Origin of the sequence: Microbacterium sp. CGR2 (assembly GCF_003626735.1) — a bacterium.
In the GTDB taxonomy this organism is placed as follows: Bacteria; Actinomycetota; Actinomycetes; order Actinomycetales; family Microbacteriaceae; genus Microbacterium.
This window is the reverse complement of sequence record NZ_RBHX01000001.1, coordinates 2,693,129-2,716,440: the sequence shown is the minus strand read 5'-3', so window position 1 is coordinate 2,716,440 and position 23,312 is coordinate 2,693,129. Positions and strand designations below refer to the sequence as shown.

The window sequence follows — 23,312 nt, the reverse complement described above, 5'->3', positions numbered from 1 at the left end:
AGGTGCTCCCCCAGCATACAGGATGCAGCGCGCGCACTCGCCCTGCACTGCAGCCGATTCCGACCGCTTCTCCCCCACCTTCGCCCGTGAATTCCGCGGCGCCGACGGAGCGACGGGTCGATCCGGCACGATGCCCTGCATGCGCACTTCGTCACGTGTCATCTCGGGCGGTCTGATGGCGCTCTTCGCGATCTTCCTCGCCACGGGTGGGGCCGCCGCGACTCCGTCTCTCGCGGACACTCCCGACCTGCCGGTGTGGCGTTGGCCGCTCGACGGACCACGTGCAGTGGTCGCGCCGTACCGCGCGCCCGCCCACGACTATGGAGCGGGTCACCGCGGGGTCGACCTGCGGGCACCCCGGGAAACTGTGGTCCGAGCACCCGCAGACGGGGTGGTCGCGTTCCGAGGGACCGTCGTCGACCGCCCGCTGCTCACCATCGAGCACGACGGAGGTTTCGTGTCGACCTTCGAGCCTCTCCTTTCTCCGTTGAAGCCGGGCGACGCGGTGTCCGCAGGTGAGGAGATCGGCACCGTGAACGCGGGAGGGCATGCGCCTGAGGGCACGCTCCACGTCGGAGTCCGGCTGGACGGCGACTACATCAACCCGATGCTCCTCTTCGACGCTGTCCCCCGCGCGATTCTTCTGCCCTGCTGCCGACCCCTGTGAATCTCAGCGGGCGCGACCCGGGTTCAGGCGCGGGGGTGCGCCAACCGGTACGTGGCTGTCAGTCGCTCTGCGGACACGTGGGTGTAGATCTGGGTCGTGCCAAGACTGGCATGCCCGAGGATCTCCTGGACGGCGCGCAGGTCGGCCCCGCCATCGAGCAGATGCGTGGCGGCGGTGTGTCGCAAAGCGTGCGGACCGACGGTGTCCGCTCCGACGATCGGCGCCAGCACCCGCGCGACGAGCGCGTACACCGTGCGGGGTCCGATTCGAGCACCTCGCGTGCCGAGCATCACCGCCGGAGTGGCCGAGGTGCTGCGAGCGACCAATACGGGACGCGCTCGGCGGAGGTAGGCACCCAAGGCCTCGCGAGCCGGCAGCCCGAACGGGACCACTCGTTCCTTGGCCCCTTTGCCGAGTACCCGCGCGGTGCCTCGGTCCAGATCCAGGTCGTCCACGTCCATCCCGCACAGTTCGGACACCCGAATTCCCGACCCGTAGAGCAACTCGAGCATCGCGTGATCCCGCAGCGCGATCGGGTCACCTGTTTCTGCCGCGGTCCGGTGCGCGTCAAGCAGTGTGCTCATCGCATCCTGGGATGCGACAGTCGGCAGCGTTCGGCCCTTCTTCGGTGCGATCAGACGCAGGCTGGGGTCGTGCGAAATGAGGCCCTGCTCGTGGGCCCACCCGAAGAATGACCGCGCCGCTGCCGCTCGGCGCGCAAGCGTGGATCGGGCATCGCCGCGTTGAGTGGCACGCCAGAGCCAATCGCGAAGCACCTCCAGGTCCACCGCGTCGACCGACATCGCTCCCGCAGCGGCGCGGAGGTCTCGGAGGTCTGAGCGATACGCCCGGACCGTCGCCGGAGAGAGTCTTCGCACCTTCTCCAGATGGTCGACGAACGCATCCATGGCGACCGCGAGATCCATACCCCCAGGATGACCGGGCCCGCACCCGAGCTGGCGTCGCCTCGCCGTCTACCCGCATGTCCGTTGCGCGGCGGCGCGGCACCGACGGCGGGGTGGACGAAAACGCACCCTTCTACGGACGCGCACCTCCTGCGTGGCAACGTACCTGCGCGGACGCGGCGGGCACCCGGATACCGAGCCCCCGCCGCGCCGCGCGCGCCGCGCCGCCACCGCCGAGCGCACCGGGCCTTCTTCGGCGCGTCAGACCCGTTCTTGACGCGGTCCGAGTGGCAGCGGCTCCATCGGTTGGTCGTTCGCGGTCAGGTCGATGCCGAGGTCGCGGGCATAGACCCCGCGCGTGGCGATCGTGACATCGTCGCCCGACTCCGTGAGTTCGAAGACACGCCCGCCGCGCATCCGGTTGCGCTCTTCCCCCGCAAGACCGTAGGCGCCGAAGCCGGTGCCCGGGGCGTAGCCGAGCATGACGCCGTAGTAGTCGCCGACGTAGTCGTTGATGTGATCGTGCCCGACGAAGACCCCCTTCACGTCACCCCGCTCGAGGATGGCGTTGTACATCCCCGAATTGAAGGGACCTGGGCACTCGTCCTCATTGCGCTCACCGACGATCCCGTGGCGGGCCCTGCCGCGCGCTGCATCGGCCTCGGTGCGCGTGTCGACGCCACCCCACCACATGAAGCGGTGCTCCCACAGGGCGATGTGGAGGAACATGAGGCCGGGTACCTTGCGTCCGCGTCGCTGTTCGAAGTGCTGAGACTGTTCGCGGTACCAGGCGACCTGATCCATGCGCAACCAGTCCCAGGTCGGGTAGCCGGTGAAGTCCTGGCCATCGATCGCCTCGGGCGCGTAGCGACCCGAATCCATCAGCCACAGCGCGAACGCCTCGCGGTTCTTCTTGCCCGACGAGGAGATCGACACGATCGTGTTGCTCGTGCCCGTCAACCCGCGAGTGTTCTCGGCGTTCACGTTGTACTCGTACGAACGATAGATCTTGAGCATCCCGGCCTCGTCCACCCCTGATTCGGGAAGTGAGTCCTCATCGTGGTTGCCGAAGGTGACCGCCCACGGGATTCGACGAGATTCCATCGGCCACACCACGTTGTTGATCGCCTGCTTCACGGCGAGCCTGGTCTCGCACCCACCGGTGATCACGTCGCCGTTGATGACGACGAAGTCCGGCTTCTCCTGGTCGAGCACCTTCTCGATCAGTTCGACGGTGCGTCGGTCCGTCATCTCGTCGTCCTGGGTGTCGTTGAACTGCACCACCTTGAACGTGCCGCCGGGATGGAACTGCAGACGCGGCGCCTTCGAGTGCGGGCTCCTCGATGCGGATGCGTCCGCTCCGGGAACCGCCTGCGGCGCGGAGGCAGCTGCGGCGACCGACTCGGCGCCGAGCGGGAGGGCGGTGCCGAGGGCGCCGAGCGCCCCCGCGGTGAGGATGGTTCGCCGGCTGATCGGCAGTCGGTCGGGCATACGTGGTCTCCTTCATCTTGCGGCGATCGTCGCCGCGGGGAGGCTAAGGGAACCAGATTGCGTCGGACTGACGCGCGGGTGAACGGACCGCCGGATCACGTGCACGAACGCAGGCCGTGCCGCTGACGCGGAGGTGAACGACCGGCAGCAGATCGCTGAGGAGACATGTCACGGCCGCCCTGGTGCCCGCCGCCAGCCGCCCTCATCATGAAGCGCATCACCTTCCAGCTCGAGGACGCCCAGGATCGCTCGCACGCGATCCGGCGCCAGTCCGGAGCGTCGAGCGAGCTCACTGACAGGCACTCGCGAGCGCGCGCTCATCGCATCGAGAAGGCGAACTCGGTCCGGGTCGGCCGCAGTCGACGTGGTGGCGCTTCCGTCGCGCCCGCCCCACAGTTCACGCACTTCGGCCGCCGAAGTCACGCACTGCGCGTCATACTCCCGGAGCAGGCGGTGACAGCCCGCGGATGACGCGGAGGTCACCGGTCCTGGTACTGCCCCGAGCGGGCGGCCGAGCGCTGCAGCGTGCCCCGCAGTGTTCAGCGAGCCGCTGCGCCAGTCCGCCTCGACGACGACGGTCGCGCTTCCCAAAGCGGCGATGAGTCTGTTCCGCGCGAGGAACCTCCATTTGGTCGGCGCCGTACCGCATGGAGGCTCGCTCACCACCGCACCCTGCTCGCTGATGTTCCGCAGCAGCGCCTGGTGTCCGGCGGGATAGGCGCGGTCGACACCACCGGCCAGGAAAGCGACAGTGGAGCCCTGGACCCCGAGAGCCGCGCGATGCGCGGAGCCGTCGATGCCGTAAGCCCCGCCGGACACGACGACCGCTCCGGTCGCCGCGAGGTCTCCGGCGAGCTCAGCAGCGACGTGATCTCCGTACGCGCTCGAAGCCCGCGCACCCACGATGGCCACTCGGGGGTCGGCGACCAGCAGCTCCGAGCGCCCTCGTACCCACAACGCGATCGGTGCGTGGGCGCCGAGATCGTCGAGAGACACCGGCCAGTTCTGGTCGCCCGGAATGAGGAACGTGGCATCGACCTCGCACGCTCCCCGCAAGGCGTCGCGGACGGAACGAGGATCGGCGCGGGGGCGCCACCGGGCGCGCGCGTCGGCAAGCGCACGATGCGCGACGGTGCCTGGCCCCGCATCGGGAGCCGAGAGCGCGCCGGGAAAGTCTCCGAGCGCGAATTCCAGAGCAGCCCGCGCGCCGAGCTCTGCGATCAAGTGGCCGGCCACCGCATCGCCCGGCTCCGCGATGACGGTCCACGCCGCGCGGGCCACAGCCTCGGCGACATCGCCTTCCGGGCGGAGCAACTCCGCGGCGCCGACCGTGTCGGGGGTGTCGAGCAGTGCTTTCATCATGGCGTCAGACCCCTCTTGAGATACAGGGCCCGGCCGATCTCATCGCCTCCGGGACTGTCGATCTCGGCCAGGTCGGCCATGGTCCAGGCGAGACGGAGCACGTTGTTTTACCATTACTCTCATGAGAGCGGGAATCTACCTTCGTCAATCCCTGGACGTCGCAGAAGGCATCGAGCGGCAGCGCGATCGGTGCGCCGCGATGGTTCATGCTCGCGGGTGGGAGGTCGAGAAGGAGTACCGGGATAACGACACGTCCGCATCCAAGGCACGGGGGCGATCGACAGGGTGGGCGCAGATGCTCGCCGATGCGTCCGACGGCGTGATCGACGTCGCCGTAGCAGTGAATCTAGACCGACTACTCCGTACCCAGACCGACCTCTCATCGCTGATCGCGACCGGTGTGGCCGTCACCACCCTCGAAGGAGAGCTCGACCTCACGAGCGCGTCAGGCGAGATGCAAGCCTCCGTGCTGACCGCCATGGCGAGGTTCGAGGTGCGCAGAAAATCAGAGCGCCAGATCCGAGCGAACGAATCGCGAGCTCGCAGCGGAAAATGGGTCGGCGGGCGTCGTCCGTTCGGCTTCGAGGCCGACGGCATCACCGTTCGCGAGCCCGAGGCTGATGCAGTGCGCGAAGGTTTCCGAGACCTCCTGCTCGGAACGTCGCTCGCGGCGATCGCACGCAGATGGAACCAGCAGGGCTTCGTGACTGGACAAGCTCGTCAGGCCCGATCCGGCCACGCGGGCGAACCTTCGCCGTGGCGCGCCGATGCCGTCCGAGCGGTCTTGATGAACCCGCGCTACGCAGGTCGAGTGCGCTACAAAGGCGAGACCCTATCCGCCCCCGCGAGGTGGCCGGCGCTCGTCGACGCGGCAACCTTCGAGGCCGTGCAGGCGGTGCTGCAGAACCCGGCCCGACGGTCTGCCGGTCGCGCACCGACTCATCTGCTCACCGGCATTGCGCTGTGTGGCGTGTGCGGCGCGACGGCTCACGCTGGCGGGAACGCTCGCCAGGGCGTCCGCGCATACCGCTGCTCGGCGAGCAGCGGGCATTTCGCTCGAAGAGCGGAGCCCGTCGAAGAATACGTGACCGCGGTCATCCTCGCGCGCCTCGCTCGCGAGGATGCACGCGAGCTGCTCCAACGCTCCCCTGGCGTCGACACAGAAGGCATGCGCCTCGAAGCAGTTGGCGTCCGCGCACGCCTCGACGCACTCGCTGTTGACTTCGCAGACGGCACGCTGACGGCTTCGCAACTGCGCGCGGCGACGGAAAGGCTACGCACCCGCCTGAACGAGCTCGAGACGCGGCTCGCCGACGCCGGCCGCGTCGACGTGCTCGGCGACGTCGTCGGCGCCCCGGACGTCGCCGCCGCGTGGGCGTCGCTGACGCTCGACCGAAGGCGCGCGATCATCGCGACACTCATGACGGTCACCTTGCACCCGCCAGGTCGCGGAACACGGACGTTTCGGCCGGAGACGGTCGGCATCGACTGGGCCCGATGAAGCTTCCCGGCGCCCGCCGGGATGAAGGCGGCCCCCGCCGAGCTGGAACTCGACGAGGGCCTGAGATCAAGTCAACGGAGGACTCGATCATGATCAAATCTAGCAACCGCGACGCCTTCTACTACGCGGACTACAGTTTGCGAATCGGTGATGACTTCCCACTGGATGTCTATTACACCGAGAACGCTGACGGCGACCTGATGCGCGTCCACTATCGGGTGTCGCGCACTCCTTCGCGGAAAGAGTTCGTGGTGCGCCCATTGCGGGGCTCAACAGACGTCGACCGAGCGAACATGATGAACTCCTTCGAGAGGGCCCTGCAGAGTTTCCGCCGATTCGAGGCCCACGGCCTGGTGAATCGAAAGTGGAATCGCGCCGGACGATTCTGGATCTATTACGCCCATCTCGGAACCCGCGTCACTGATCCGCTGACGCAACTCGAACTTGAAATGATGATCGACCTCATCTCCGAGCTGCGCCGAGAATTCAGCGCCTGACACACCCGTCGAACGCCCGGTGATGCTTGCAAATGCATCACCGGGCGTTAAGATGTAGCCAGTAGGTGAGCAGTCCGAGCCGGAGTCAGACCACGGCATCGAGGACTAGCAGCATTCACCTCAGTCACACGAGGCAAGGGCAACAACTCGCATCGCGTGGGCTGGCAGGACTCTGACCCGACCAGCTCCCACGGAGCCGCGAAAGATCTCGATCTTTCACGGAGCTACGCATGCCAACCGCCACCTCCACCACGCCGTGGGGAACCGTCAATGAGGCCGCCGCGCAACTGCGCGTCGATCCCCGCACCATCCGCCGGCAGATCGCCGCTGGCCGCATCCGCGCCGTCCAGCTGGGCAAGATCTTCCGCGTCGACATGTCCAGCCTCACTCCCGACGCCGACCCAATCGCCGCACACGTCGCCGCCATCGTCGCCGATGCGCCTCCGCTCACGCCCGAGCAGCGCGACAAGATCGCCGCAATTCTCGGCGGCGGTGCGGACGCGTGACCATGCTGCGTCCCGTCGACGAATTCGCCGAGGATCTTGACGCCTGGGACCGCCTGCTCGCCGGCTGGCAGCGCGCAGAGGCCACGAGCCCGTTCCTGGTCGCTTACCAGCACCCGGGGCAGGTCGAGGGCACCGCGGGCGGACTGCGCGAGCATGGCGGCCGGCTGACGTTGCGCGCACGGGTCAACTATGCCGGCCTCGAGAGCGGTTACGACTACACGCTCGAGCAAGCTCGCCAGCGTCTGGCGCCCACGCCCGCTGAACGTGAGGCGATCGCCGACGCGGACCTCGAGCACGAGCTGCAGCGCCTCCGCGTGCGGCGCGATGCCCGCCGTCTGCTCGACGCGGAAGAGAGCGCCGACACGGCGATCCCTGCGCCGACCCGGCTCGACGCGTTCCTCGACGAGCCCGACGTCGACGCCGTGTACCGCGTCGACCGGTTGCTCCCTACGGGCGGGAACGTGTTGTTCCCCGCACCGGCGAAGGCGGGGAAGTCGACCACGATTGGCAACCTCGCCCGGTCGTTCGCAGACGGCGACCCGTTCCTCGGTGTGTTCGCCGTGCAGCCCGCGCACGTCGTCCTCATCGACAACGAGCTCGACCCGCGCGGCCTCCGCCGCTGGCTGCGAGAGCAAGAGATCCAGCGACCCGAGAACGTGTCCGTCGTCTCGCTCCGCGGCCGCACCGCGTCGTTCGACATCATCGACCCCACTACTCGAGCACGGTGGGCCGACGTGCTGCGCGGCGCCGATGTGCTGATCTTCGACTGCCTGCGCCCCGTGCTCGACGCGCTCGGACTCGACGAGAACCGCGACGCCGGCCAGTTCCTCGTCGCCCTCGACGCGCTCAAGGTCGAGGCGGGCATCAGCGAAGCGATCCTCGTGCACCACATGGGCCACGCCGGCGAACGCGCACGCGGCGACTCCCGCCTGCTCGGATGGCCAGACGTCACATGGAAGATCACGCTCGAGCGTCCCGACGACCCCGCCTCGTCACCACGGTTCTTCTCAGCGTTCGGCCGTGACGTCTCCGTGCCCGAGACTCAGCTCGAGTACGACGCTGCTCGCCGGCGCATGAGCGTCACGGGGATGTCGCGCCGCGATGTAGCTGTCGAGGTCGCCGTCGCCGCGCTCGTCGAGCTGCTCGCCGCGAACCCGGGCGGGCTCAGCCAGGCGGCGATCGAGGACGCACTCGTGAAGGGTGCAGGCATCCCGCGCAGTGATGTTCGTCAGGCTACGCACGTCGCGCAGCAGCGCGCGCTATCAGTCGTCGTGCCCGGACCTCGCGGAGCGAAGCTGCATGTCTCGCTCCCTCACCTCGCCACCTCGCCGGACCTCGCCGCCACCTCGCCAGCGAGCACGCCAGTCACCTCGCCGCCCCCTTAAGGGGGCGAGGTGGCGAGGTCAACCGCGAACTCATCAATCAACTACCTCGCCGCGGCGAGGTCACCCAGAACAAAGGACGCCCATGAACGAACACATCCAGGCCGCGCTCGTATCACTCGCCTACAACCAGACCGACGAGGCGAGCGTGCAAGCTCTCGTCTCGATCGCCACCTCGCTCGACCGGATCGCCACTGCACTCGAAGGTCCGAGCTCGTGACCAGGCCCACCGCCACGGACCCCCACCCCTCGAAAAATCCAGCATCCCGGTCGGGGGCGGACCACAGCCCGGGGGTGTGGTCCTCTCTCCCCGGCCGTTTTGAGCACCCCCATCGCGCGCGCGGGCATCGGAGGGCCTCATGACAGACACTCGGAACCATGCGAAGATCGCGGCCAGCCTTCGTCGGCGTGCGCAGGCGGCCGAAACACAGCTCACGCGGCTGCGCTCGGCTATCGCTGAGCAGAACCGGATGCTGCTCGGCATCGTGCTCCGTGACGTCCTCGCGGATCCCGCGGACTTTGCCCGGTTCGTCGACGTCGACCGTCTGTACGGCGCCGACGGTGCGCTGATCTGGGCCGACGTGTGGACGCAGCTCGAGCAGCTTCTCGCCGCGCGGCCGTATCTCGCCGCGCCGCAGAGTGATGATCCGCGCCCGCGGGGAAGGCGCGCGCTATCGTTGTTCTCGACGGGAGCGTGATCGGCCGTGTGGGTCGCTCGCTTCGACGGTCAGAAGTCTCCTGGTTGGAGAACACGCGGACGGGCTGGGGCCGCGCGTGAACGCCTCCACTCCTGGGAGCAACCATGACCCGTTCCTTCACCCCGCTCCGCCCCTATCCGCGCGCGAGCAACTCCGCCGTCGAGGACCTCGATCGCAAGCGCGCCGATGCCGCACGCTTCGTGAACGCCGTGTCGGCCCGTCTCGGCGTCGCAGCGTCCGCCGGCGCCGATCAGCTGCTCGCAGCGTTCGACGCTGCACCCAAGGCGCCCGCCTCCCTCGCCTCGCGTGCCGGCTGGGCCACGCCCGCCGCTGCCGGGGTCCCGCGCCCAGCCGCACCAGCGCCGGCCGCCGTCAACGCGCTCGCCGCGAAGGCTGGCTGGGCCGTCCCGGGGAGGGCGTGACCGTGGCGATCAACACTTACCTGCACGGTCGGGCCAAGTATCGAGTACTCGCACCATGTGTCGTCGTGGATCTCGTCGGCGGCGGGCAGTCGTACGTCTACCGCAACGGGTATCTGCCTGCGAGTACTCGCCCGTCCGTCGTCGAGCACCTGCTCGAGCAGCGATCGATCGAGAGTGTGGAGGCCGGAGCATGAACTGGCACTCGATTCGCGCGTTCGCCGAGCGGTGCGACGCCTTCGGTATCGCTGTCCCCGAGCCGATCGTCCGCGGCCTGCACCTGGCCGACGTCGCCGAGAAGCACGCCGCGACGCCGTCCGGCCGTCTGCTGGATCTCTCGGACCACGAGCTCTGCGACCGCGTCACCGAGATCTCGATCCGGATCCATGACCGTGACGGTGTGGGCGCGTATCGCGGCATGGCACCCGGCGTGCGCGTCGTGAGCGACGCTCTGCGCAAGGAAGTCATCATTGACACAGTGCCCATGCTCGAGGCGATCATCCTCGAGCTGCAGCCGCGGTTCGACGACGCTATCGCGCCGCTCGTCGACGCCGCGCAGCGTTTCGGGATCTCGTACAGCACGACGTCTGACGCCGTGATCGATCAGGACGACGACACGATCACCGCGTTCCGCGCCGCGAAGAAGTCATGGCTCGCGGTGCAGCCGATCGCGTCGTTCCGCATTCTGATGTCCACGGCGTTCGGTCTCGAGCCGACGGGCGGTCTCAGCAAGGACTTCTCGGTACTGTTCGCTGCCGGTGACAACTGGGGGCAGGGCGGCAAGTTCTACCTCGAGGGCAAGACCCAGTCACACCTCGACTGGTTCGCACTCGCTGTCGGCGGCGTGCGCCTCAATGGGATCGGCGACGTGCACACGAAGATCCAGGAGCGGCGCGCCCGCCCGATCGCGTCGACCGTCGAGCCTGCGACGGAGCTGTTGTTCCCGGAGGATCCGTCCTTCGGCCCGTTGCCGTCGTATCCGAGGTGACATGACTCTCGTGCGCGGTGCCCGCCCGCCGTCCTTTCCGGTTTGGGCCTCCGCGTACGACGTCTCAGGATCTACCACGCCCGCGCCAACGCCTGGCGCCTGAGACACCACCGATGGGGCCGGCGCTGGGCGGGGCCGGCCCCTCACACACACCTACACGAAGGACCTTGACGCTATGACCTACACTCCGCGGCCGGACATCATCTACCAGGAGCTGCAGCAGCTGCGTCAGCTTGTGCAGCAGCTGCTCACGCAGTCGCCGCTCGGTTACTCGTCGATCACCGAGGGCTCGCTGCGCGTCGCCTCGAACGAGGGCCTCATCGTCGAGGGGTCCGCGAAGGTCAGCGGGTACCTCGTCGTCACCGGCACGCTGCGCGGAACGGGCACGCTCGAGTGGCTGGGCACGATAAACATCTCTGGAGCCCAGAACGTCACCGGCCCCACGACCTTCACGGGCCAGCTCACCGTCAATGGACCGTGGGATCTCAACGGCAACGGCGAGATCACCGGCAACGTCCGGGTCCTCCCCGGCGGGCGCATCCAGGTCGGCGACATGATCATCGACCCCGCCGACGGCGGATCCGTCACCTTCCCTGGGGGTGCGAAGGTGCAAGCGGATCCGGGCGGTGGAATCCGGATGATCGACGGCACTACACGCGTCTACGTCGGTGCAGGCCTCGCAGCAATGCAGATGGGCGGTCGCTCAGTTGCCATCTCGGCGAGCGGCATCCAGCTGAACGGCATGGATGCGATCCCGAGCAGCCTGGCGAACGGAGCTTCCCCCGGCTGTATCTGGACGGATGGCAGCGGCGAGGTATACGAGGTCGTAGCCGGCTAGTTCTCGATCGGGCACATCGTGAGCCTCGCCGCGACGATGATCGCACTGCTGTCCATGAAATGCCCATTCGTCCGTGTCTCGCCCTCGACGAGCGAGAGGTCCTCGCCTGTGAGATTCGGCGCCAAGGCGTCGCATGCCTTGTGAGCAAGTGAGATCAGCTGTTCGTCGGTGATGTCGGGGATCTGGGTGCGGATCTTCGCCAAGCGGCTGCGCACCTCCTTGATGAACGCGGTTTGCTGTTCTTCGTCGGACGTCTCAGGACCGTCGGTCTCGGCGACGACCGGGACAGGAGTCTCGGTGTCGCGGGTCTCGGGCTGCCCGGACTCGGCCACTGCAGGGGCTGTGCGCTCGTCTCCCGCGTCAGTCGCGGACTCGGCGCAACCCGTGAGTGCGAGCGCCGCGAGAAGCACTACGGCCGCGGTGGCGGTGCGAGCGCTCATGGTCCCCCTCCGAGAATTCCTTCGAACGCTTCGAAGTATCGCAGAGCCCACAACAGCTCGCATCCCTGGCGGAGCACACGAGCGACGAGCCCCCAGGGCACCACTAGGCTTCCTCCATGGCTCATGGAGGAGACGAAACCGAACCTGAGGACGACCAAGATCCTGAAGGTGTGCAGCGGTCTTCCGACGACGATGCGGGCGCCGACGCCGCCGATCCCGAAAATTCCCACGCGGGCCGCCCGGGCGAGCCCGCAGTGTCCATGCCCGGTTTCCTCGCCGCCGACCTGCTGAAAGGCTTCGATATAGGTCAGATCGTGGGAACGGATCCTCTTGAGGGCATCGACTACTCGAAGCTGTTCGGCATGGGTAGTTTCCTCGAGTCGTTCATGCAACTGGTCACTCCGGACTACTCGCTATTCAAAGGGCTCGCGCCACTCCTTACGGGCACGCTGAGTCGAAGCGAGGACTTCGCTCGGCCAAATGTCGAGAGTTCCTCCTACTCCCCCGAGCTGCGAAGCGCCGGCGACTACTTCAAGCGTCATGAAGTTGTGATCGATTCATTCGACGCCCTGCACGTCGAAATCCGGAACTTGACAGACAAAGTCCCGGAGCTGCCGCTGGTCTGGCGGGGCGTCCGGTCCTCCGATTGGGGGCTGCATAGCAATCTCTTCCGCCGTCTGATGGAGCAGAACGGGGTTGAGGATCCCGCCAGCGCGCCCACCGGGCCTCAGCCCTACCCAGATGAGAACCAGATGGTCGACGCCGAAACCAAGCTCCTGCGCGTGGCGCGAGCGGAGTGGCGGCTTGATGGGACCCCAGCTCTGGAACTACTAGCGAAGCTGCAGCACTTCGGAGCCCCGACGCGGCTGCTCGACGTCACCCGGAACCCATACATCGGAGCCTGGTTCGCCGTCGAAAATAACGAGGCTACAGAGGACGACGACGCGCGCCTGTTCGCCATCGCCACCCGGCCAGCAGGCCTCCCCGGTCACGACCGCTCAGCGGAAGTGATCTTGGACGAGACCGGGTCACTGCACACGCCGTTCTGGCACTTCCTCAAGACAGCTCAAGAACGTCAGCGCGCGGACTGGGGCACGGGCTCGAGGCGGCGGGTGTGGGTTCCGCCGGCGTACGATCCGCGGATAGTCGCGCAGAACGCGGCGTTCATACTCGACGGCGTGCCCATGATGTCCGCGCGGACGGGGTCGTATTTCAAGAAGTCGTCAGGTTCGAAGTACTGGACGAAGGCGGATCTCCTGGCGTCGAGCTCGATCTACGCCAAGACCCAGAATCCTCGAACCCGTCCCCAGTCAAACCGGGCAAATCTCGCGCCTACCTACTCATTTCGCATCACTGCGAAGGCCAAGCCCGAAATCCGCAAATACCTGGAACGGCGCTTCGCGTACACCACGGCGACCATCTATCCCGACATCGCCAGGTTGTCGCAGTACCTCAGCGACAGCTTCAGCGACATAGTTCGCTGAGATCGCAAGCACCGGGCCGGGCTACTCTCGGGGGCATGCCCCCGATCCATCCGGCGCTCTCCATGCAGCAGACCTTCGCGCTCATCGCGGAGGGCCAGTCCGTCCAGAACCTCATGCGCGACACTGTCGCCGCGATCAAGGGACTGCGCGAACCAACCATCCACAACGACGCCGTGTTCACGCTCGGGAGCATCGGCGTCGAGAAGCTCGCCAAGATCATGCTCGGGTGCGCTGCAATCGAGGCATCCGGACGGTGGCCCTCGAAGAACACCATGCAGTGGACCTGGGGGCACGATATCGAGAGCCTCGTCGAAAAGCTCTTCGCCACAGCCGAAGCGAACCAGCCAGCCGCCGTGGCAACTGGGTACGTGGCTACGCTCATCGCGAGAGTGCGAGAGAGCACGATGCTTCCCCTGCTCTTCGCAACGCTCTCTCGCTACGGGCGCTCCGGCCGGTTTCATTACCTCGACGTGCTGGCCACCGACGACCAGGGTGAGTTCGACCCCCCAGCCGAGTACTGGGAGCGTCTCGAGCGCGAAGCAGCCGTCATCCTCGGCGGTTATCCAGGAGGGACGCCCGAAGAGTTTGAGGCGTTCCTCCGACGCGTGTCTGCCACCATGGCGCACGAACTCGACGTGTGGTGGTTCGTCATGCACCGGCTCGGGGTGCAGGGGTGCTTCGGCGAGCTGGGGAAGAAGATGGGATGGAAGATCTGGGAGTATGGACGCCCGGACCCGCTCCGACGGTAGACGTGCGACGCGGGCGGCCCGACCGCCGAGCCAGCCGCCCGCGTCGGGTCCTATTTGCTGCCCTCGATGACGTCAGCCTGCTCGCCGCCTGCAGCAAGGCGGAACGACTGCGCGAGGTTCTTAAGGACCGCGCTCTGGTTCGACAACCCGTGCCCGTTACCTCGCATGTGTGCTGCGGCGTCAGTGATGAGATCGAACAACGCCTTCTGCGCCTTTTCCTCAGCCTCGATCACTGATTGCGACTCCGTCTTATCCGCCATGGTGTTCCCCTTTCGTCCCAAGCCCAGCGCTTCGGTACGCGTCACACCATAGCCACGGCCGCCGACATCGGGGTCTTGTCCGCGGGCCGACCCGCCCAGAAACCCGCTGCAGGCTGCGCTGCGACCGCGTAGGCGCCGCAGAGGGCTAGCACGGGGCAAGTTGCGCAGATTGCCTCCAAGCGGCGCAGTTGGCTGGCGTCGAGGCGTTCAGCGGTGAACTCATCGACGTCGCGGCAGCGCGTCGGAGTGTGCCGAGTTGCTTTCATCAGTTGCGCGTACTCGTCGCGGCCGGCCATCGGTTTCATGTGATCGAGCGGCTCGTGAAACGGAGCCAGTGGCGGCCACCGATCGCTGGCGTCCTCGTCGACCGGCTCGAGCTGCGGTTCGGGTTTCGGCATAGGCGGCCGCGAGGGGGGGACGTATGCGACCCCCGCCGCCTCGAGGCGCTTCCGCAGCCGGAGCTGATGCACAGGGCTGCTGTCCATCCTGTCTCGCCACCAGGCCAGCAGCACGTCCTCGCGCACGACGCGCGTGCGCTGACCCCCGATGACCTGCCAGCCCATGACCATGCCGTCTTGGTGCCACCGCCGTATGGTGCGCTCCACGGACCTCACGCGCTCCGCAGCCTGCCTGTAAGTCAACCACCGCTCCTCCTGGATCACTCCGCGAGGATGTCACGGCCGACTGCCGAACAAGGTGGCGGAACCGGCGCGTCTCTTTCGGCGCGAGAAACGTTATTAACAGGTCTTGTGGAGCCGCAGCACACGGTCATACCCCCGCAGAGTCAACACCCCTCGTTCCAGAGCCCTGTCGAGCGAGCCCCGGATCCGGGGCGGGAGGCGGAACTCGCCTTGTCGCAGCCAGGTACCCGGCACATCGGCATTGCGCCGCCAGGGGGTTCGCTTCCACCGCTCAGCCGCCCGCAGCCGCGCAGCCGAAACCCGCGCAGACGCCTGCGCCGTGGTGACATCCGCGCATCCGCCGGACGTGGCTCGGGAAGGCGCGACGCGGGTGAGCTGCAGATCGACGTCGACCCGATCCCGCAACGGGCCGGACAAGCGCGTCGCATACCGACGGATCGCGGCCGGAGGGCACACGCACTCGGCTCCTCGTACCCCGTGATTCCCGCACGGGCACGGATTCATGGCGAGGAGCAGCTGAAAGCGCGCTGGGAACCTCGCCGTGAAACCCGATCTGTGCAGTTCGATGACCCCCGCCTCCAGCGGCTGACGCAGAGCATCGAGCGCGACGCGCGTGAACTCTGCCGCCTCGTCGAGAAACAGCACTCCGCGGTGAGCGCGCGCGATGGCACCGGGGCGCGCCACGCGTGATCCTCCTCCGACCAGGGCCGCCACCGATGCGCTGTGATGAGGTGCTTCCAGCGGTGGAAGTGAATCGAGTGCGAGAACCGGGCGACCGCTGAGCGAACGGATGGACGCGACTTCCAGCGCCTCTCTCTCGTCCAAGGGAGGCAGGATACCGGGGAGTCGACGGGCGAGCATCGTCTTTCCGGCGCCAGGAGGTCCGCTCAGCAGCATGTGGTGTCCGCCCGCTGCCGCAGCGATGAGCGCTTCGACCGCCTCTTCCTGACCCACCACGTCGGCGAGGTCGAGAACCTCATCGGCGATCAGCCCGCGCTCCGCCGCCTCGACAGGCTCCACATCGGGGACTTCGACGTCGGCACCATGCCATACCGCGACCTCGGCGAGAGACACGGCAGCTCGCACTTCGACATCAGGGACGAGGCTCGCCTCCGCTTCATTCGCTCTCGGTACGATCACCCGACCGAAGCCCGCCTTTGCAGCAGCGAACACTGCGGGGAGAACGCCGGGCACAGGACGAAGCCGCCCATCCAGACCCAGTTCGCCGATGTGGACCGTGTCGGCGATCGCTCGTCGCTCGATGGAGCCGCCGGCCGCCAGGGTGGAGACGGCGATGCCGAGGTCGAACCCTGCGCCATGCTTCGGCAGGCTCGCCGGCGACAGGTTCACGGTGAGTCGCCGTCGAGGAAGGTCGAGACCTGCGTTCTTGCACGCGTTGTGAACGCGTTGCACCGCTTCGCCGAGTGACTTGTCCGGCAGCCCGATGATCTTGAAATCGGGCGTCTGCTGCGACAGATCGGCCTCGACTTCGACCATGTGCCCGTCCACCCCGGTGAGGGCGACAGCCCACGTCCGCGCCGTGTTCACGAGATGTCCGCGAGGTGCTCGAGCGCGCCTCGCGCCGGGTCGGTCCCGATGATCCCGATCGCCTCGAGTCTGATGGACAGTCCCGAGGCGAGATCAGGGTGATCGGCCTTCCAGGCCTGTGCCAGCCCCCACAGCCGCCGTCTCTTGCGCTCATCTATCGCCTCGAACGGGTGCCCGAACGCCGCCGATCGGCGCGTCTTCACCTCGACGATCGCAAGGTGACCGTTGCGCGCGGCCACGATGTCGATCTCGCCCTGTGCGCACCGCCAGTTCCTGTCCAACACGGTGTATCCGTGCCGCGTCAGGTGCTGTGCTGCGCGTTCCTCGCCTGCTCTGCCCAGTTCATCCTTCGCTGCCATGCGTTCAGCATCGTGCCCGATGCCGATGGTTCGAGCCATCGACCGGCCAGCGTCACAGCAATGCGGGACAAGCCACGTATCGAACTGCTTGTGGACGACGACTCAGAACGCCCGAACAAGCGGTCCAGGTCACTCGCCGTCGAGCGAAAGCTCCTGTGGCAGTTCGAACTCACGGCGCTGAAGCTCCTCGACGTTGACGTCCTTGAAAGTCAGGACACGCACAGCCTTCACGAAACGATCCGCGCGATAGATGTCCCACACCCACACGTCGCTCATCGAGATCTCGAAGTAGAAGTCGTGCTCGGTGTCGCGGCGGACGACGTTGACTTCGTTGGCCAGATAGAACCGGCGCTCGGTCTCGACGACGTATTGGAACTGCGACACCACGTCCCGGTATTCGCGGAACAGTGCCAGCTCGAGCTCGCGGTCGTAGTCGTCGAAGGCTTCCTCATCCATGATGAGTCCATCCTAGAGTCGTGGACGCCCGCGCGCGGCATCGTCCGGCGGGGCAGTCGGCGACTCGCTCAGAACAGCGTGGGGGCCTCAGTGATCGCCCACGACGCTCGGTGGAAGGGCGAAAGTCCCACGGCCCGAATCGCCTCGCGGTGCTCGAGACTCGCGTACCCCTTGTTGCGGTCCCACTGATAGTCCCGGTGGCTCCCGTGCAGTTCGGTCATGTGACCGTCTCGTGCGACCTTGGCGATCACCGACGCCGCAGACACGGATGCGCAGTCGCGGTCGGCCTTGATCACCGGGCGCACGCGTAGCGGCACCGGGTGGACTTTCGAGACGTAGTCGTGGTTCCCGTCGAGAAGGATGAGGGCGTTCGCGATGACGGCGCCCTGATCCGCGACGGCCTGCACGGCACGGGACGCTGCCAGCCCCAGAGCACGCATGATCCCCATCTCGTCGATCTCCGCCGCGCTCGCCCATCCGACGGCGGACGCCTGCACCCACGCCGCCGCGCGCGCCGCGACTTCGGGTCGGCGCTTCTCCGAGACGAGTTTGGAATCGCGGAGCCCCTCCGGCACGCGCCTGCGAGCTCCGGCGGCGTCCATCACTGCGGCGCCGACAGCGACAGGGCCGGCGAGTGCTCCGCGACCCACCTCGTCGAGAGAGATGATCAGCTCGCATTCGCCCAGGAGCCTCCGCTCCAGGGTCAGCTTCGGTGCGACGACGGTCATTCGGGCTCCGGAACCCCGTTGAAGATCTCGTGATGGCCGTCGATGGTTCCCACGCGATCGAGCGGCCATGTGGTGAGGAAGGCCTTGCCGACGACGTTCGCCAACGGCACGAAGCCGCCGCTGGGCAGATCCTGGTGGGCACGAGAGTCGCGGGAGCGGTCGCGGTTGTCGCCGAGCAGCCAGACCGAGTCCTTCGGAACGACGACGTCGAACGGATCATTCGATGCCGCGGAGTCACCCTCCGGCAGGTTCAGATAGTCGAGTTCGTCGATGGGGGCGCCGTTGATGGTGATCTGGCCGACCGCGTTGCAGCAGACGACGTGATCGCCGGAGGTGCCGATCACTCGTTTGACGAGATGATCCTGCGAGTCGGTCGCCGAGATGCCGACGAAGTTCAGCACCCAGTCGACGGCCTCGGCGAGCGGCGGCTGCGCCGGCTTCTGCACCTGGGCATCGAGCCAGCCGCCCGGGTCCTTGAACACGACCACGTCTCCGCGCGCGTACGGCGCCCACCGCGGCGTGAGCTCGTCGACGAGGATGCGGTCGTTGATCAGGAGTGTCTGCTCCATCGAGGCGGACGGGATGTAGAAAGAGCGGACCACGAACGACTTGACGACGAACGACACGAGTGCCGCGATCACGACGATCACCAGCACGTCTCGCAGGAACACCAGAAAACCCCGACGGCGTCTGGTCGCGGGCGCGGGCGGGGAGTCAGTCATCATGTTCCTTCGCAATCATGCACCGCCTCGAAGCGGCCGTAACAAGGGTCGCACACCGGGCATAGAACACAGCACCCCGGGACATCGTGTCCCGGGGTGCTGTGGAGATGCTGCGACTCAGCGGTCGCGCTTCTCCTTGATCTTGGCCTTCTTGCCGCGAAGCTGGCGAAGGTAGTAGAGCTTGGCGCGACGCACGTCACCGCGGGTGACGACCTCGATGTGGTCGATCACCGGCGAGTGCACCGGGAAGGTGCGCTCGACGCCCACCTGGAAGCTGATCTTGCGGACGGTGAAGGTCTCGCGCACACCGTCGCCCTGGCGGCCGAGGACGACGCCCTGGAAGACCTGGATACGAGAGCGGCTGCCCTCGGTGATGTTCACGTGGACCTTCACGTTGTCACCGGGGTTGAAGACAGGAATGTCGGAACGGAGTGAAGCCGCGTCGACGGCGTCGAGGATCTGCATGATCGTCTCTCTCTGCACTCGCCACAGGTCGGATGCATGTTTTCAGAAGGAATAAGAAAGGAAGTGTGCCGTACGGCGCTGATGCGTCCGCGGGCTCCCCTGAGGCAGAGCCGGTCACGGCACAAAGATTCATTCTGCCATGGATGCTGCGCGCGGCCAAAACCGCGGAATCAGTCCCGAGTGTCGGTCTCGCGAAGCACGATGACCTCGCGCGCGCGCGTCGGAGGCGCTTGCTCGCCCTGGGCAGGGATCGTCGACCAGGAGATGGTCTCGCGCAGCCTCGCGCCACTCCCCCTCGCCTCATTCCACAACTGCCACACCTGAAGCCAGACCAGTGCGATGCCGACGACGACCGCTGCCGCGAGCAACCAGCCGAACGCGCCCTCGATGAAGAATCCCACGGCGATCGTGAGGCCGTGCCAGAGGGTGAAGCCGGCTACGTCCCACCAGGACACGGCTCGCTCGATGCGGACCGAGGGCCGAGAGCGCGTCAGGAGGGTGAGCAGGAGCTGACCGAGGAAGACCGAGGGCACAGCGATGAACAGCACCCACAGGATCGCCCACCCGCCCTGGAAGACCGCCCAGCCGATCACCAGCCACAGGGGCAGCAGGAACGCCGCCGGGAGGAGCCAGCGGAAGTAGGCCTGTCGCAACCACATGCTCCGATCGTACGACGCCGCCCCTCCGGGTGCACCGGTGTTCGCTGTGAGCGCGCGGCGATCGGGTGGGTCCGTATCAGGGAGAATGGGAGGGACGAGAGGAAACCCGATGATCGAACTGCGCACCCCCGCCGAGATCGACGAGATGCGCGCCGCGGGCCGCTTCGTCGCCGAGACATTGGCGACACTGCGCGATGAGACCAAGGTCGGAACCAATCTGCTCTCCATCGACCGCCGCGCTCACGAGATGATCCGAAAGGCCGGCGCTGAGTCCTGCTACATCGACTATCACCCGTCGTTCGGGGCCAGCCCGTTCGGCAAGGTCATCTGCACATCGGTCAATGACGCGGTGCTTCACGGACTCCCGCACGACTATGCCCTCCGCGACGGCGACCTGGTCACCCTCGATTTCGCGGTCTCCGTAGACGGTTGGGTCGCCGATTCCGCCGTCTCCTTCGTCGTGGGCACCGCCCGGGAAGAAGACCTCCGCCTGATCGACACCACCGAGAGGGCGTTGGCCGCAGCCATCCAGACCTCCGTCGTCGGCAACCGCATCGGTGACATCTCGGCAGCGGTGGCGGACATCGCCCGCGGCGACGGCTACTCGATCAACACGGATTTCGGCGGACACGGCGTCGGGCGCACGATGCATGGCGACCCGCACGTGCCCAACGATGGCCGCGCCGGCCGCGGTTTCCCCCTCCGCGCGGGTCTCGTCCTCGCTCTCGAGCCGTGGTTCCTCGCCACGACGGACGAACTGGTCACCGATCCCGACGGGTGGACACTGCGCAGCGCGGACGGCTCCCGTGGCGCACACTCCGAGCACACCATCGCGATCACCGAGAGCGGTCCGATCATCCTCACCGACCGCGCCTTCCTCGGCGTCGACTGATCGAAGCGTCCGAGCGACCACACATCGGTCTCAGGCGCGGCGGTACACGAACACATCCGTCACCTGCGGGAGTTCGAACTCTTCCCGACCGCGTGTGTCGAGGGCCGATTCCAAGACCGCTTCGAGATCGGCGACCATCGCCGCGCGCTCGTCGTCGTCGTCGGCGACGAGGAAACTGCTGACCGTCAACCATCGGCCCCGATAGTGGGCGCGAGAGATCGTCTCGATCCAGCGCACCTCTTCTCGACGCACGAAGCGGAATCCGGAAAGCTCCAGTGGAAGGCCTGAGCGACCGTCACCGTGTCCATCGACGCGTCCACGACAGGGATCTTCTCGGCCGTCCCGATCAACGGTTCCACACGCGGAAACTTTGCGCGGAGGACATCGAGCATGCGAGCGGACGGCTCCACAGCGACGACCGCCGAAAACCGCGGTGGCAGACTCGGTCATGTGCCATTCTGAGTCCATGATTCCGCAGGATCGTCACGTGCCGGCGCGCGTGCTGCTCGCGCGCCACGGGCAGACGGTCTGGAACCTCGAACACCGACTCCAGGGCCAACTCGATTCCCCGCTCACCGCGGAAGGCATCGCTCAGGCGCGCGCCACCGCCGAGCACCTGGCACGCACCGACGTGACGGCCGTCTGCTCCAGCCCACAGGGGAGATCGCTGCGAACGGCAGTCATCATCGCCGAACGGCTCGGAGTCGACCTCATCGAGGTGCCCGAGCTCGCCGACATCCACCACGGCGAGTTCGCCGGAAGGACCTGGGCGGAGATCGACCGGGACTTTCCCGGCGCGAGGGAGGAACGCGCCGCCAATCGCTACGGCTGGGCATTTCCGGGAGGCGAAAGCTACGCCCAGGCGCGGGGACGCGCACGCAAAGCGCTCAGCAGTTGCGGGTGGGCCTCTGACGGAGTCCCGCTGCTGGTGAGCCACGAGATGATCGGCAGGATGCTGCGCGCAGAGCTGCGGGGCCTGGACCCGACCGGCGCATTGGCGCTGCGGCATCCGCACAGCGTCGTCTTCGAGATCGAGTGCGGCGTCGAACGGATGCTCTGATCTCGTCCCGTCGCCTCAGGACTCGGTGCGCTCGTCGCCCAGCAGATCGGGGCGTCGCATCCGCGTGCGAATGATCTGCTGGTCGCGCCGCCAGGACGCGATGGCGGCATGGTTGCCACTGAGGAGCACGTCGGGCACCGCGCGATCGCGCCAGAGCGACGGCTTGGTGAAGGACGGATACTCGAGAAGTCCGTCTTCGTGGGACTCTTCCAGGAGACTCTCCGGGTTGCCCACCACTCCGGGTATGAGGCGACCGATGGCCTCGATCATCGCCATCGTCGCCACCTCTCCCCCGTTGAGGACGTAGTCGCCCAGGCTGATGAGACGCACCTCACCGAGGTCAGCGGCGTAGTCGAAGACGCGCTCGTCAATGCCCTCGTATCTCCCGCATCCGAAGATGAGGTGGCTGCGTGTCGACAGCTGCCGCGCCGTCGCCTGAGTGAAGACCTCGCCCGCCGGAGAAGGGAAGATGATGGTCGGATGTGATGTCGGGGATGCCGTCGACGAAGCGGAGAGCTCATCGAGCGCGAGCGCCCACGGTTCCGGCTTCATGACCATGCCTGCGCCGCCACCGTAGGGAGTGTCGTCAACCGTGCGGTGACGGTCGGAGGTCCAGTCCCGGAGATCCCGCACAGTGAGATCGAGGATGCCGGCATCCTGCGCCTTGCCGAGCAGCGAGAGAGTCAGACCATCGAAGTACGAGGGAAAGATGGAAAGGACGTCGATGCGCACAGGACTGAACCCGTGCTCACTCGGCCGCAGCGTCGCCGGAGGGGACGTCGGCGTCGGATTCCACCGTGTCCGGAAGCTCTTCGAAGAGACCGGCAGGCGGCGTGACGATGACCTTTCCGGCCGCGACGTCGACCGTGGGGACGATCGCCTGAACGAACGGCACCATGATCTCTCCGCCGCTCGTCGATCCCGCAGGCGTGACGATCAGCAGATCCTGGGCGGGGAAGTGCTCGACCCGTGCGACCCGGCCCACGACGACGCCGTCGCGCACCACGTCGAGGCCGACGAGCTGATGGTCGAACCAGGCGTTGTCTTCCACCTCGTTCTCGTCCTGGTCGATCCAGAGGATCGCCTTGACCAGGCTCTCGGCGGCTTCGCGATCGTCGACATCGTCGAAGAACACGACGGGATTGCCGTTCATCACCCGGTACTCGCGGACGGTGACGTCTTTGCCATGCCACGGAGATGCCTCAGGCACCTGCAACGTGAACGCCGCGCCGGGAACGAAACGTCCCGCCGGGTTGTCTGTGTAGAGCTCCAGCTTGAGGGCGCCTTTGAGGCCGTGCGCCTTGACGAGGCGGCCGACGCGCAGCTGATTCTTGCCCTGTGTTCGGTCGTTCGAAGCCACGTCAGTCGTCCGCGACATCGACACGGACCCGACGCCCGTCTGCCAGAGTGTTGACGAGAGTGCGGAGAGCCTTCGCGGTGCGGCCGCCGCGCCCGATCACACGTCCACGATCGTCGGGGTGCACGCGCACCTCGAGAAGGTCGCCTCGCGGCGACGTGGATTCGTTGATTCGCACATCCTCCGGGTGATCGACGATCCCCTTGACGATGTGTTCGAGCGCGGCGGCAAGCACGAC

At 67.0% G+C, this 23,312-nt stretch carries 33 protein-coding genes; 15 read left to right on the top strand and 18 right to left on the bottom strand.

The features are described 5' to 3' along the window. Positions 1 to 139 precede the first annotated feature (139 nt). Complete coding sequence (locus D7252_RS13565; protein ID WP_183055296.1) at positions 140 to 667, top strand: M23 family metallopeptidase; 528 nt, start codon at positions 140 to 142, stop codon at positions 665 to 667. A gap of 23 nt (positions 668 to 690) precedes the next feature. Here the strand turns inward: D7252_RS13565 and D7252_RS13560 are convergent, their stop codons facing one another. The 3 genes from D7252_RS13560 to dprA form a co-directional block, all read right to left on the bottom strand. Next, positions 691 to 1,593: a tyrosine recombinase XerC gene (locus tag D7252_RS13560; protein WP_120775868.1), complete on the bottom strand. Its 903-nt coding sequence runs from the start codon at positions 1,591 to 1,593 to the stop codon at positions 691 to 693. A gap of 240 nt (positions 1,594 to 1,833) precedes the next feature. After that, complete coding sequence (locus D7252_RS13555) at positions 1,834 to 3,063, bottom strand: metallophosphoesterase family protein (RefSeq protein ID WP_183055295.1); 1,230 nt, start codon at positions 3,061 to 3,063, stop codon at positions 1,834 to 1,836. 168 nt (positions 3,064 to 3,231) lie between these two features. Continuing rightward, a complete protein-coding gene (gene dprA, locus D7252_RS13550) occupies positions 3,232 to 4,425 on the bottom strand; it encodes a DNA-processing protein DprA (RefSeq protein ID WP_120775867.1) in 1,194 nt (397 codons plus the stop codon). Positions 4,426 to 4,546: 121 nt separating this feature from the next. On the opposite strand from dprA, the gene D7252_RS13545 reads away from it, so the two are divergent. The 10 genes from D7252_RS13545 to D7252_RS13505 all read left to right on the top strand — a co-directional run bounded on the left by D7252_RS13545 (position 4,547) and on the right by D7252_RS13505 (position 11,254). Then, positions 4,547 to 5,926 (top strand): recombinase family protein, encoded by a 1,380-nt coding sequence (locus D7252_RS13545; protein WP_120775866.1) that lies wholly within the window; start codon positions 4,547 to 4,549, stop codon positions 5,924 to 5,926. Beyond that, positions 5,923 to 6,423, top strand: coding sequence for a hypothetical protein (locus tag D7252_RS13540; RefSeq protein ID WP_147406739.1), 501 nt, complete (start codon positions 5,923 to 5,925; stop codon positions 6,421 to 6,423). Before D7252_RS13545 ends, D7252_RS13540 begins: the two co-directional genes overlap by 4 nt. Positions 6,424 to 6,653: 230 nt before the next feature. Continuing rightward, positions 6,654 to 6,929 (top strand): helix-turn-helix domain-containing protein, encoded by a 276-nt coding sequence (locus D7252_RS13535; protein WP_120775864.1) that lies wholly within the window; start codon positions 6,654 to 6,656, stop codon positions 6,927 to 6,929. Positions 6,930 to 6,931: 2 nt separating this feature from the next. Beyond that, the gene (locus D7252_RS13530) at positions 6,932 to 8,314 is read left to right on the top strand and encodes an AAA family ATPase (protein WP_120775863.1); all 1,383 of its coding nucleotides are present in this window, start codon (positions 6,932 to 6,934) and stop codon (positions 8,312 to 8,314) included. Between the two features lie 82 nt (positions 8,315 to 8,396). Beyond that, a complete protein-coding gene (locus D7252_RS20415) occupies positions 8,397 to 8,531 on the top strand; it encodes a hypothetical protein (RefSeq protein WP_259461101.1) in 135 nt (44 codons plus the stop codon). A 139-nt stretch (positions 8,532 to 8,670) separates the two neighbouring features. Further along, on the top strand, positions 8,671 to 9,009 hold the full coding sequence (locus D7252_RS13525) for a hypothetical protein (protein ID WP_120775862.1): 339 nt from the start codon (positions 8,671 to 8,673) through the stop codon (positions 9,007 to 9,009). 104 nt (positions 9,010 to 9,113) lie between these two features. Further along, positions 9,114 to 9,431, top strand: a complete 318-nt coding sequence (locus tag D7252_RS13520; protein ID WP_120775861.1) for a hypothetical protein — start codon at positions 9,114 to 9,116, stop codon at positions 9,429 to 9,431. A 2-nt stretch (positions 9,432 to 9,433) separates the two neighbouring features. Then, on the top strand, positions 9,434 to 9,625 hold the full coding sequence (locus tag D7252_RS13515) for a hypothetical protein (protein ID WP_147406737.1): 192 nt from the start codon (positions 9,434 to 9,436) through the stop codon (positions 9,623 to 9,625). Beyond that, positions 9,622 to 10,416 (top strand): hypothetical protein, encoded by a 795-nt coding sequence (locus tag D7252_RS13510; protein WP_120775859.1) that lies wholly within the window; start codon positions 9,622 to 9,624, stop codon positions 10,414 to 10,416. The genes D7252_RS13515 and D7252_RS13510 overlap by 4 nt, the downstream gene beginning before the upstream one ends. A 175-nt stretch (positions 10,417 to 10,591) precedes the next feature. After that, the gene (locus tag D7252_RS13505; RefSeq protein ID WP_120775858.1) at positions 10,592 to 11,254 is read left to right on the top strand and encodes a hypothetical protein; all 663 of its coding nucleotides are present in this window, start codon (positions 10,592 to 10,594) and stop codon (positions 11,252 to 11,254) included. On the opposite strand, the gene D7252_RS13500 is transcribed toward D7252_RS13505, so the two are convergent. Continuing rightward, positions 11,251 to 11,694, bottom strand: coding sequence for a DUF732 domain-containing protein (locus D7252_RS13500; protein ID WP_120775857.1), 444 nt, complete (start codon positions 11,692 to 11,694; stop codon positions 11,251 to 11,253). The genes D7252_RS13505 and D7252_RS13500 overlap by 4 nt on opposite strands. A gap of 116 nt (positions 11,695 to 11,810) precedes the next feature. Here D7252_RS13500 and D7252_RS13495 point away from each other — a divergent pair, with 116 nt between their 5' ends. Both D7252_RS13495 and D7252_RS13490 read left to right on the top strand, forming a co-directional pair. Continuing rightward, positions 11,811 to 13,178 (top strand): FRG domain-containing protein, encoded by a 1,368-nt coding sequence (locus D7252_RS13495; RefSeq protein WP_120775856.1) that lies wholly within the window; start codon positions 11,811 to 11,813, stop codon positions 13,176 to 13,178. A 35-nt stretch (positions 13,179 to 13,213) separates the two neighbouring features. Then, complete coding sequence (locus tag D7252_RS13490; protein ID WP_120775855.1) at positions 13,214 to 13,927, top strand: hypothetical protein; 714 nt, start codon at positions 13,214 to 13,216, stop codon at positions 13,925 to 13,927. A 50-nt stretch (positions 13,928 to 13,977) separates the two neighbouring features. Here D7252_RS13490 and D7252_RS13485 read toward each other — a convergent pair whose 3' ends face one another. The 9 genes from D7252_RS13485 to D7252_RS13445 form a co-directional block, all read right to left on the bottom strand. Next, positions 13,978 to 14,187 carry a hypothetical protein gene (locus tag D7252_RS13485; RefSeq protein ID WP_120775854.1) on the bottom strand — a complete coding sequence of 70 codons (210 nt, stop codon included), beginning with the start codon at positions 14,185 to 14,187 and terminating at the stop codon, positions 13,978 to 13,980. Between the two features lie 41 nt (positions 14,188 to 14,228). After that, a complete protein-coding gene (locus tag D7252_RS20100) occupies positions 14,229 to 14,849 on the bottom strand; it encodes a WhiB family transcriptional regulator (protein WP_183055294.1) in 621 nt (206 codons plus the stop codon). 75 nt (positions 14,850 to 14,924) lie between these two features. After that, complete coding sequence (locus tag D7252_RS13475; RefSeq protein ID WP_120775853.1) at positions 14,925 to 16,376, bottom strand: YifB family Mg chelatase-like AAA ATPase; 1,452 nt, start codon at positions 16,374 to 16,376, stop codon at positions 14,925 to 14,927. After that, the gene (locus tag D7252_RS13470; RefSeq protein WP_120776971.1) at positions 16,373 to 16,735 is read right to left on the bottom strand and encodes a YraN family protein; all 363 of its coding nucleotides are present in this window, start codon (positions 16,733 to 16,735) and stop codon (positions 16,373 to 16,375) included. Before D7252_RS13470 ends, D7252_RS13475 begins: the two co-directional genes overlap by 4 nt. 129 nt (positions 16,736 to 16,864) lie before the next feature. Further along, complete coding sequence (locus D7252_RS13465; RefSeq protein WP_017204525.1) at positions 16,865 to 17,191, bottom strand: DUF2469 family protein; 327 nt, start codon at positions 17,189 to 17,191, stop codon at positions 16,865 to 16,867. 68 nt (positions 17,192 to 17,259) lie between these two features. Continuing rightward, a complete protein-coding gene (locus D7252_RS13460) occupies positions 17,260 to 17,919 on the bottom strand; it encodes a ribonuclease HII (RefSeq protein ID WP_120775852.1) in 660 nt (219 codons plus the stop codon). Continuing rightward, positions 17,916 to 18,641 (bottom strand): signal peptidase I, encoded by a 726-nt coding sequence (gene lepB, locus D7252_RS13455; RefSeq protein WP_183055293.1) that lies wholly within the window; start codon positions 18,639 to 18,641, stop codon positions 17,916 to 17,918. The genes D7252_RS13460 and lepB overlap by 4 nt, the downstream gene beginning before the upstream one ends. Before the next feature lie 117 nt (positions 18,642 to 18,758). Beyond that, positions 18,759 to 19,106, bottom strand: a complete 348-nt coding sequence (rplS, locus tag D7252_RS13450) for a 50S ribosomal protein L19 (RefSeq protein WP_120776970.1) — start codon at positions 19,104 to 19,106, stop codon at positions 18,759 to 18,761. Positions 19,107 to 19,276: 170 nt separating this feature from the next. Beyond that, complete coding sequence (locus D7252_RS13445) at positions 19,277 to 19,765, bottom strand: MFS transporter permease (RefSeq protein WP_120775850.1); 489 nt, start codon at positions 19,763 to 19,765, stop codon at positions 19,277 to 19,279. A 109-nt stretch (positions 19,766 to 19,874) separates the two neighbouring features. On the opposite strand from D7252_RS13445, the gene map reads away from it, so the two are divergent. Beyond that, the gene (map, locus tag D7252_RS13440; protein ID WP_120775849.1) at positions 19,875 to 20,657 is read left to right on the top strand and encodes a type I methionyl aminopeptidase; all 783 of its coding nucleotides are present in this window, start codon (positions 19,875 to 19,877) and stop codon (positions 20,655 to 20,657) included. A gap of 30 nt (positions 20,658 to 20,687) precedes the next feature. Here map and D7252_RS20095 read toward each other — a convergent pair whose 3' ends face one another. Together D7252_RS20095 and D7252_RS13435 are read right to left on the bottom strand one after the other, a co-directional pair. Continuing rightward, positions 20,688 to 20,909 carry a hypothetical protein gene (locus D7252_RS20095; RefSeq protein WP_183055410.1) on the bottom strand — a complete coding sequence of 74 codons (222 nt, stop codon included), beginning with the start codon at positions 20,907 to 20,909 and terminating at the stop codon, positions 20,688 to 20,690. Next, a complete protein-coding gene (locus D7252_RS13435; protein WP_259461148.1) occupies positions 20,843 to 21,097 on the bottom strand; it encodes a class I SAM-dependent methyltransferase in 255 nt (84 codons plus the stop codon). The genes D7252_RS20095 and D7252_RS13435 overlap by 67 nt, the downstream gene beginning before the upstream one ends. 26 nt (positions 21,098 to 21,123) lie before the next feature. Here D7252_RS13435 and D7252_RS13430 point away from each other — a divergent pair, with 26 nt between their 5' ends. Beyond that, on the top strand, positions 21,124 to 21,717 hold the full coding sequence (locus D7252_RS13430) for a histidine phosphatase family protein (RefSeq protein ID WP_251050730.1): 594 nt from the start codon (positions 21,124 to 21,126) through the stop codon (positions 21,715 to 21,717). Positions 21,718 to 21,732: 15 nt separating this feature from the next. Here D7252_RS13430 and trmD read toward each other — a convergent pair whose 3' ends face one another. Genes trmD through D7252_RS13415 form a run of 3 tightly spaced genes read right to left on the bottom strand, consistent with a single transcriptional unit; the run spans position 21,733 to position 23,309 of the window. Next, entirely contained in the window at positions 21,733 to 22,449 is a 717-nt protein-coding gene (gene trmD / locus D7252_RS13425; protein ID WP_120775847.1) for a tRNA (guanosine(37)-N1)-methyltransferase TrmD, read from the bottom strand. A 16-nt stretch (positions 22,450 to 22,465) separates the two neighbouring features. Next, positions 22,466 to 23,095, bottom strand: a complete 630-nt coding sequence (rimM, locus tag D7252_RS13420; protein ID WP_120775846.1) for a ribosome maturation factor RimM — start codon at positions 23,093 to 23,095, stop codon at positions 22,466 to 22,468. Beyond that, on the bottom strand, positions 23,079 to 23,309 hold the full coding sequence (locus D7252_RS13415) for an RNA-binding protein (RefSeq protein WP_120775845.1): 231 nt from the start codon (positions 23,307 to 23,309) through the stop codon (positions 23,079 to 23,081). Before D7252_RS13415 ends, rimM begins: the two co-directional genes overlap by 17 nt. Between the last annotated feature and the right edge of the window lie 3 nt (positions 23,310 to 23,312).

What these genes read in the sequence shown, in the direction of transcription:
- D7252_RS13565 (WP_183055296.1), top strand. Translation starts at nt 140, where the DNA reads ATGCGCACTTCGTCACGTGTCATCTCGGGCGGTCTGATGGCGCTCTTC.
- D7252_RS13560 (WP_120775868.1), bottom strand. Translation starts at nt 1,593, where the DNA reads ATGGATCTCGCGGTCGCCATGGATGCGTTCGTCGACCATCTGGAGAAG.
- D7252_RS13555 (WP_183055295.1), bottom strand. Translation starts at nt 3,063, where the DNA reads ATGCCCGACCGACTGCCGATCAGCCGGCGAACCATCCTCACCGCGGGG.
- dprA (WP_120775867.1), bottom strand. Translation starts at nt 4,425, where the DNA reads ATGATGAAAGCACTGCTCGACACCCCCGACACGGTCGGCGCCGCGGAG.
- D7252_RS13545 (WP_120775866.1), top strand. Translation starts at nt 4,547, where the DNA reads ATGAGAGCGGGAATCTACCTTCGTCAATCCCTGGACGTCGCAGAAGGC.
- D7252_RS13540 (WP_147406739.1), top strand. Translation starts at nt 5,923, where the DNA reads ATGAAGCTTCCCGGCGCCCGCCGGGATGAAGGCGGCCCCCGCCGAGCT.
- D7252_RS13535 (WP_120775864.1), top strand. Translation starts at nt 6,654, where the DNA reads ATGCCAACCGCCACCTCCACCACGCCGTGGGGAACCGTCAATGAGGCC.
- D7252_RS13530 (WP_120775863.1), top strand. Translation starts at nt 6,932, where the DNA reads ATGCTGCGTCCCGTCGACGAATTCGCCGAGGATCTTGACGCCTGGGAC.
- D7252_RS20415 (WP_259461101.1), top strand. Translation starts at nt 8,397, where the DNA reads ATGAACGAACACATCCAGGCCGCGCTCGTATCACTCGCCTACAACCAG.
- D7252_RS13525 (WP_120775862.1), top strand. Translation starts at nt 8,671, where the DNA reads ATGACAGACACTCGGAACCATGCGAAGATCGCGGCCAGCCTTCGTCGG.
- D7252_RS13520 (WP_120775861.1), top strand. Translation starts at nt 9,114, where the DNA reads ATGACCCGTTCCTTCACCCCGCTCCGCCCCTATCCGCGCGCGAGCAAC.
- D7252_RS13510 (WP_120775859.1), top strand. Translation starts at nt 9,622, where the DNA reads ATGAACTGGCACTCGATTCGCGCGTTCGCCGAGCGGTGCGACGCCTTC.
- D7252_RS13505 (WP_120775858.1), top strand. Translation starts at nt 10,592, where the DNA reads ATGACCTACACTCCGCGGCCGGACATCATCTACCAGGAGCTGCAGCAG.
- D7252_RS13500 (WP_120775857.1), bottom strand. Translation starts at nt 11,694, where the DNA reads ATGAGCGCTCGCACCGCCACCGCGGCCGTAGTGCTTCTCGCGGCGCTC.
- D7252_RS13495 (WP_120775856.1), top strand. Translation starts at nt 11,811, where the DNA reads ATGGCTCATGGAGGAGACGAAACCGAACCTGAGGACGACCAAGATCCT.
- D7252_RS13490 (WP_120775855.1), top strand. Translation starts at nt 13,214, where the DNA reads ATGCCCCCGATCCATCCGGCGCTCTCCATGCAGCAGACCTTCGCGCTC.
- D7252_RS13485 (WP_120775854.1), bottom strand. Translation starts at nt 14,187, where the DNA reads ATGGCGGATAAGACGGAGTCGCAATCAGTGATCGAGGCTGAGGAAAAG.
- D7252_RS13470 (WP_120776971.1), bottom strand. Translation starts at nt 16,735, where the DNA reads ATGGCAGCGAAGGATGAACTGGGCAGAGCAGGCGAGGAACGCGCAGCA.
- D7252_RS13465 (WP_017204525.1), bottom strand. Translation starts at nt 17,191, where the DNA reads ATGGATGAGGAAGCCTTCGACGACTACGACCGCGAGCTCGAGCTGGCA.
- D7252_RS13460 (WP_120775852.1), bottom strand. Translation starts at nt 17,919, where the DNA reads ATGACCGTCGTCGCACCGAAGCTGACCCTGGAGCGGAGGCTCCTGGGC.
- lepB (WP_183055293.1), bottom strand. Translation starts at nt 18,641, where the DNA reads ATGACTGACTCCCCGCCCGCGCCCGCGACCAGACGCCGTCGGGGTTTT.
- rplS (WP_120776970.1), bottom strand. Translation starts at nt 19,106, where the DNA reads ATGCAGATCCTCGACGCCGTCGACGCGGCTTCACTCCGTTCCGACATT.
- D7252_RS13445 (WP_120775850.1), bottom strand. Translation starts at nt 19,765, where the DNA reads ATGTGGTTGCGACAGGCCTACTTCCGCTGGCTCCTCCCGGCGGCGTTC.
- map (WP_120775849.1), top strand. Translation starts at nt 19,875, where the DNA reads ATGATCGAACTGCGCACCCCCGCCGAGATCGACGAGATGCGCGCCGCG.
- D7252_RS13430 (WP_251050730.1), top strand. Translation starts at nt 21,124, where the DNA reads ATGATTCCGCAGGATCGTCACGTGCCGGCGCGCGTGCTGCTCGCGCGC.
- rimM (WP_120775846.1), bottom strand. Translation starts at nt 23,095, where the DNA reads ATGTCGCGGACGACTGACGTGGCTTCGAACGACCGAACACAGGGCAAG.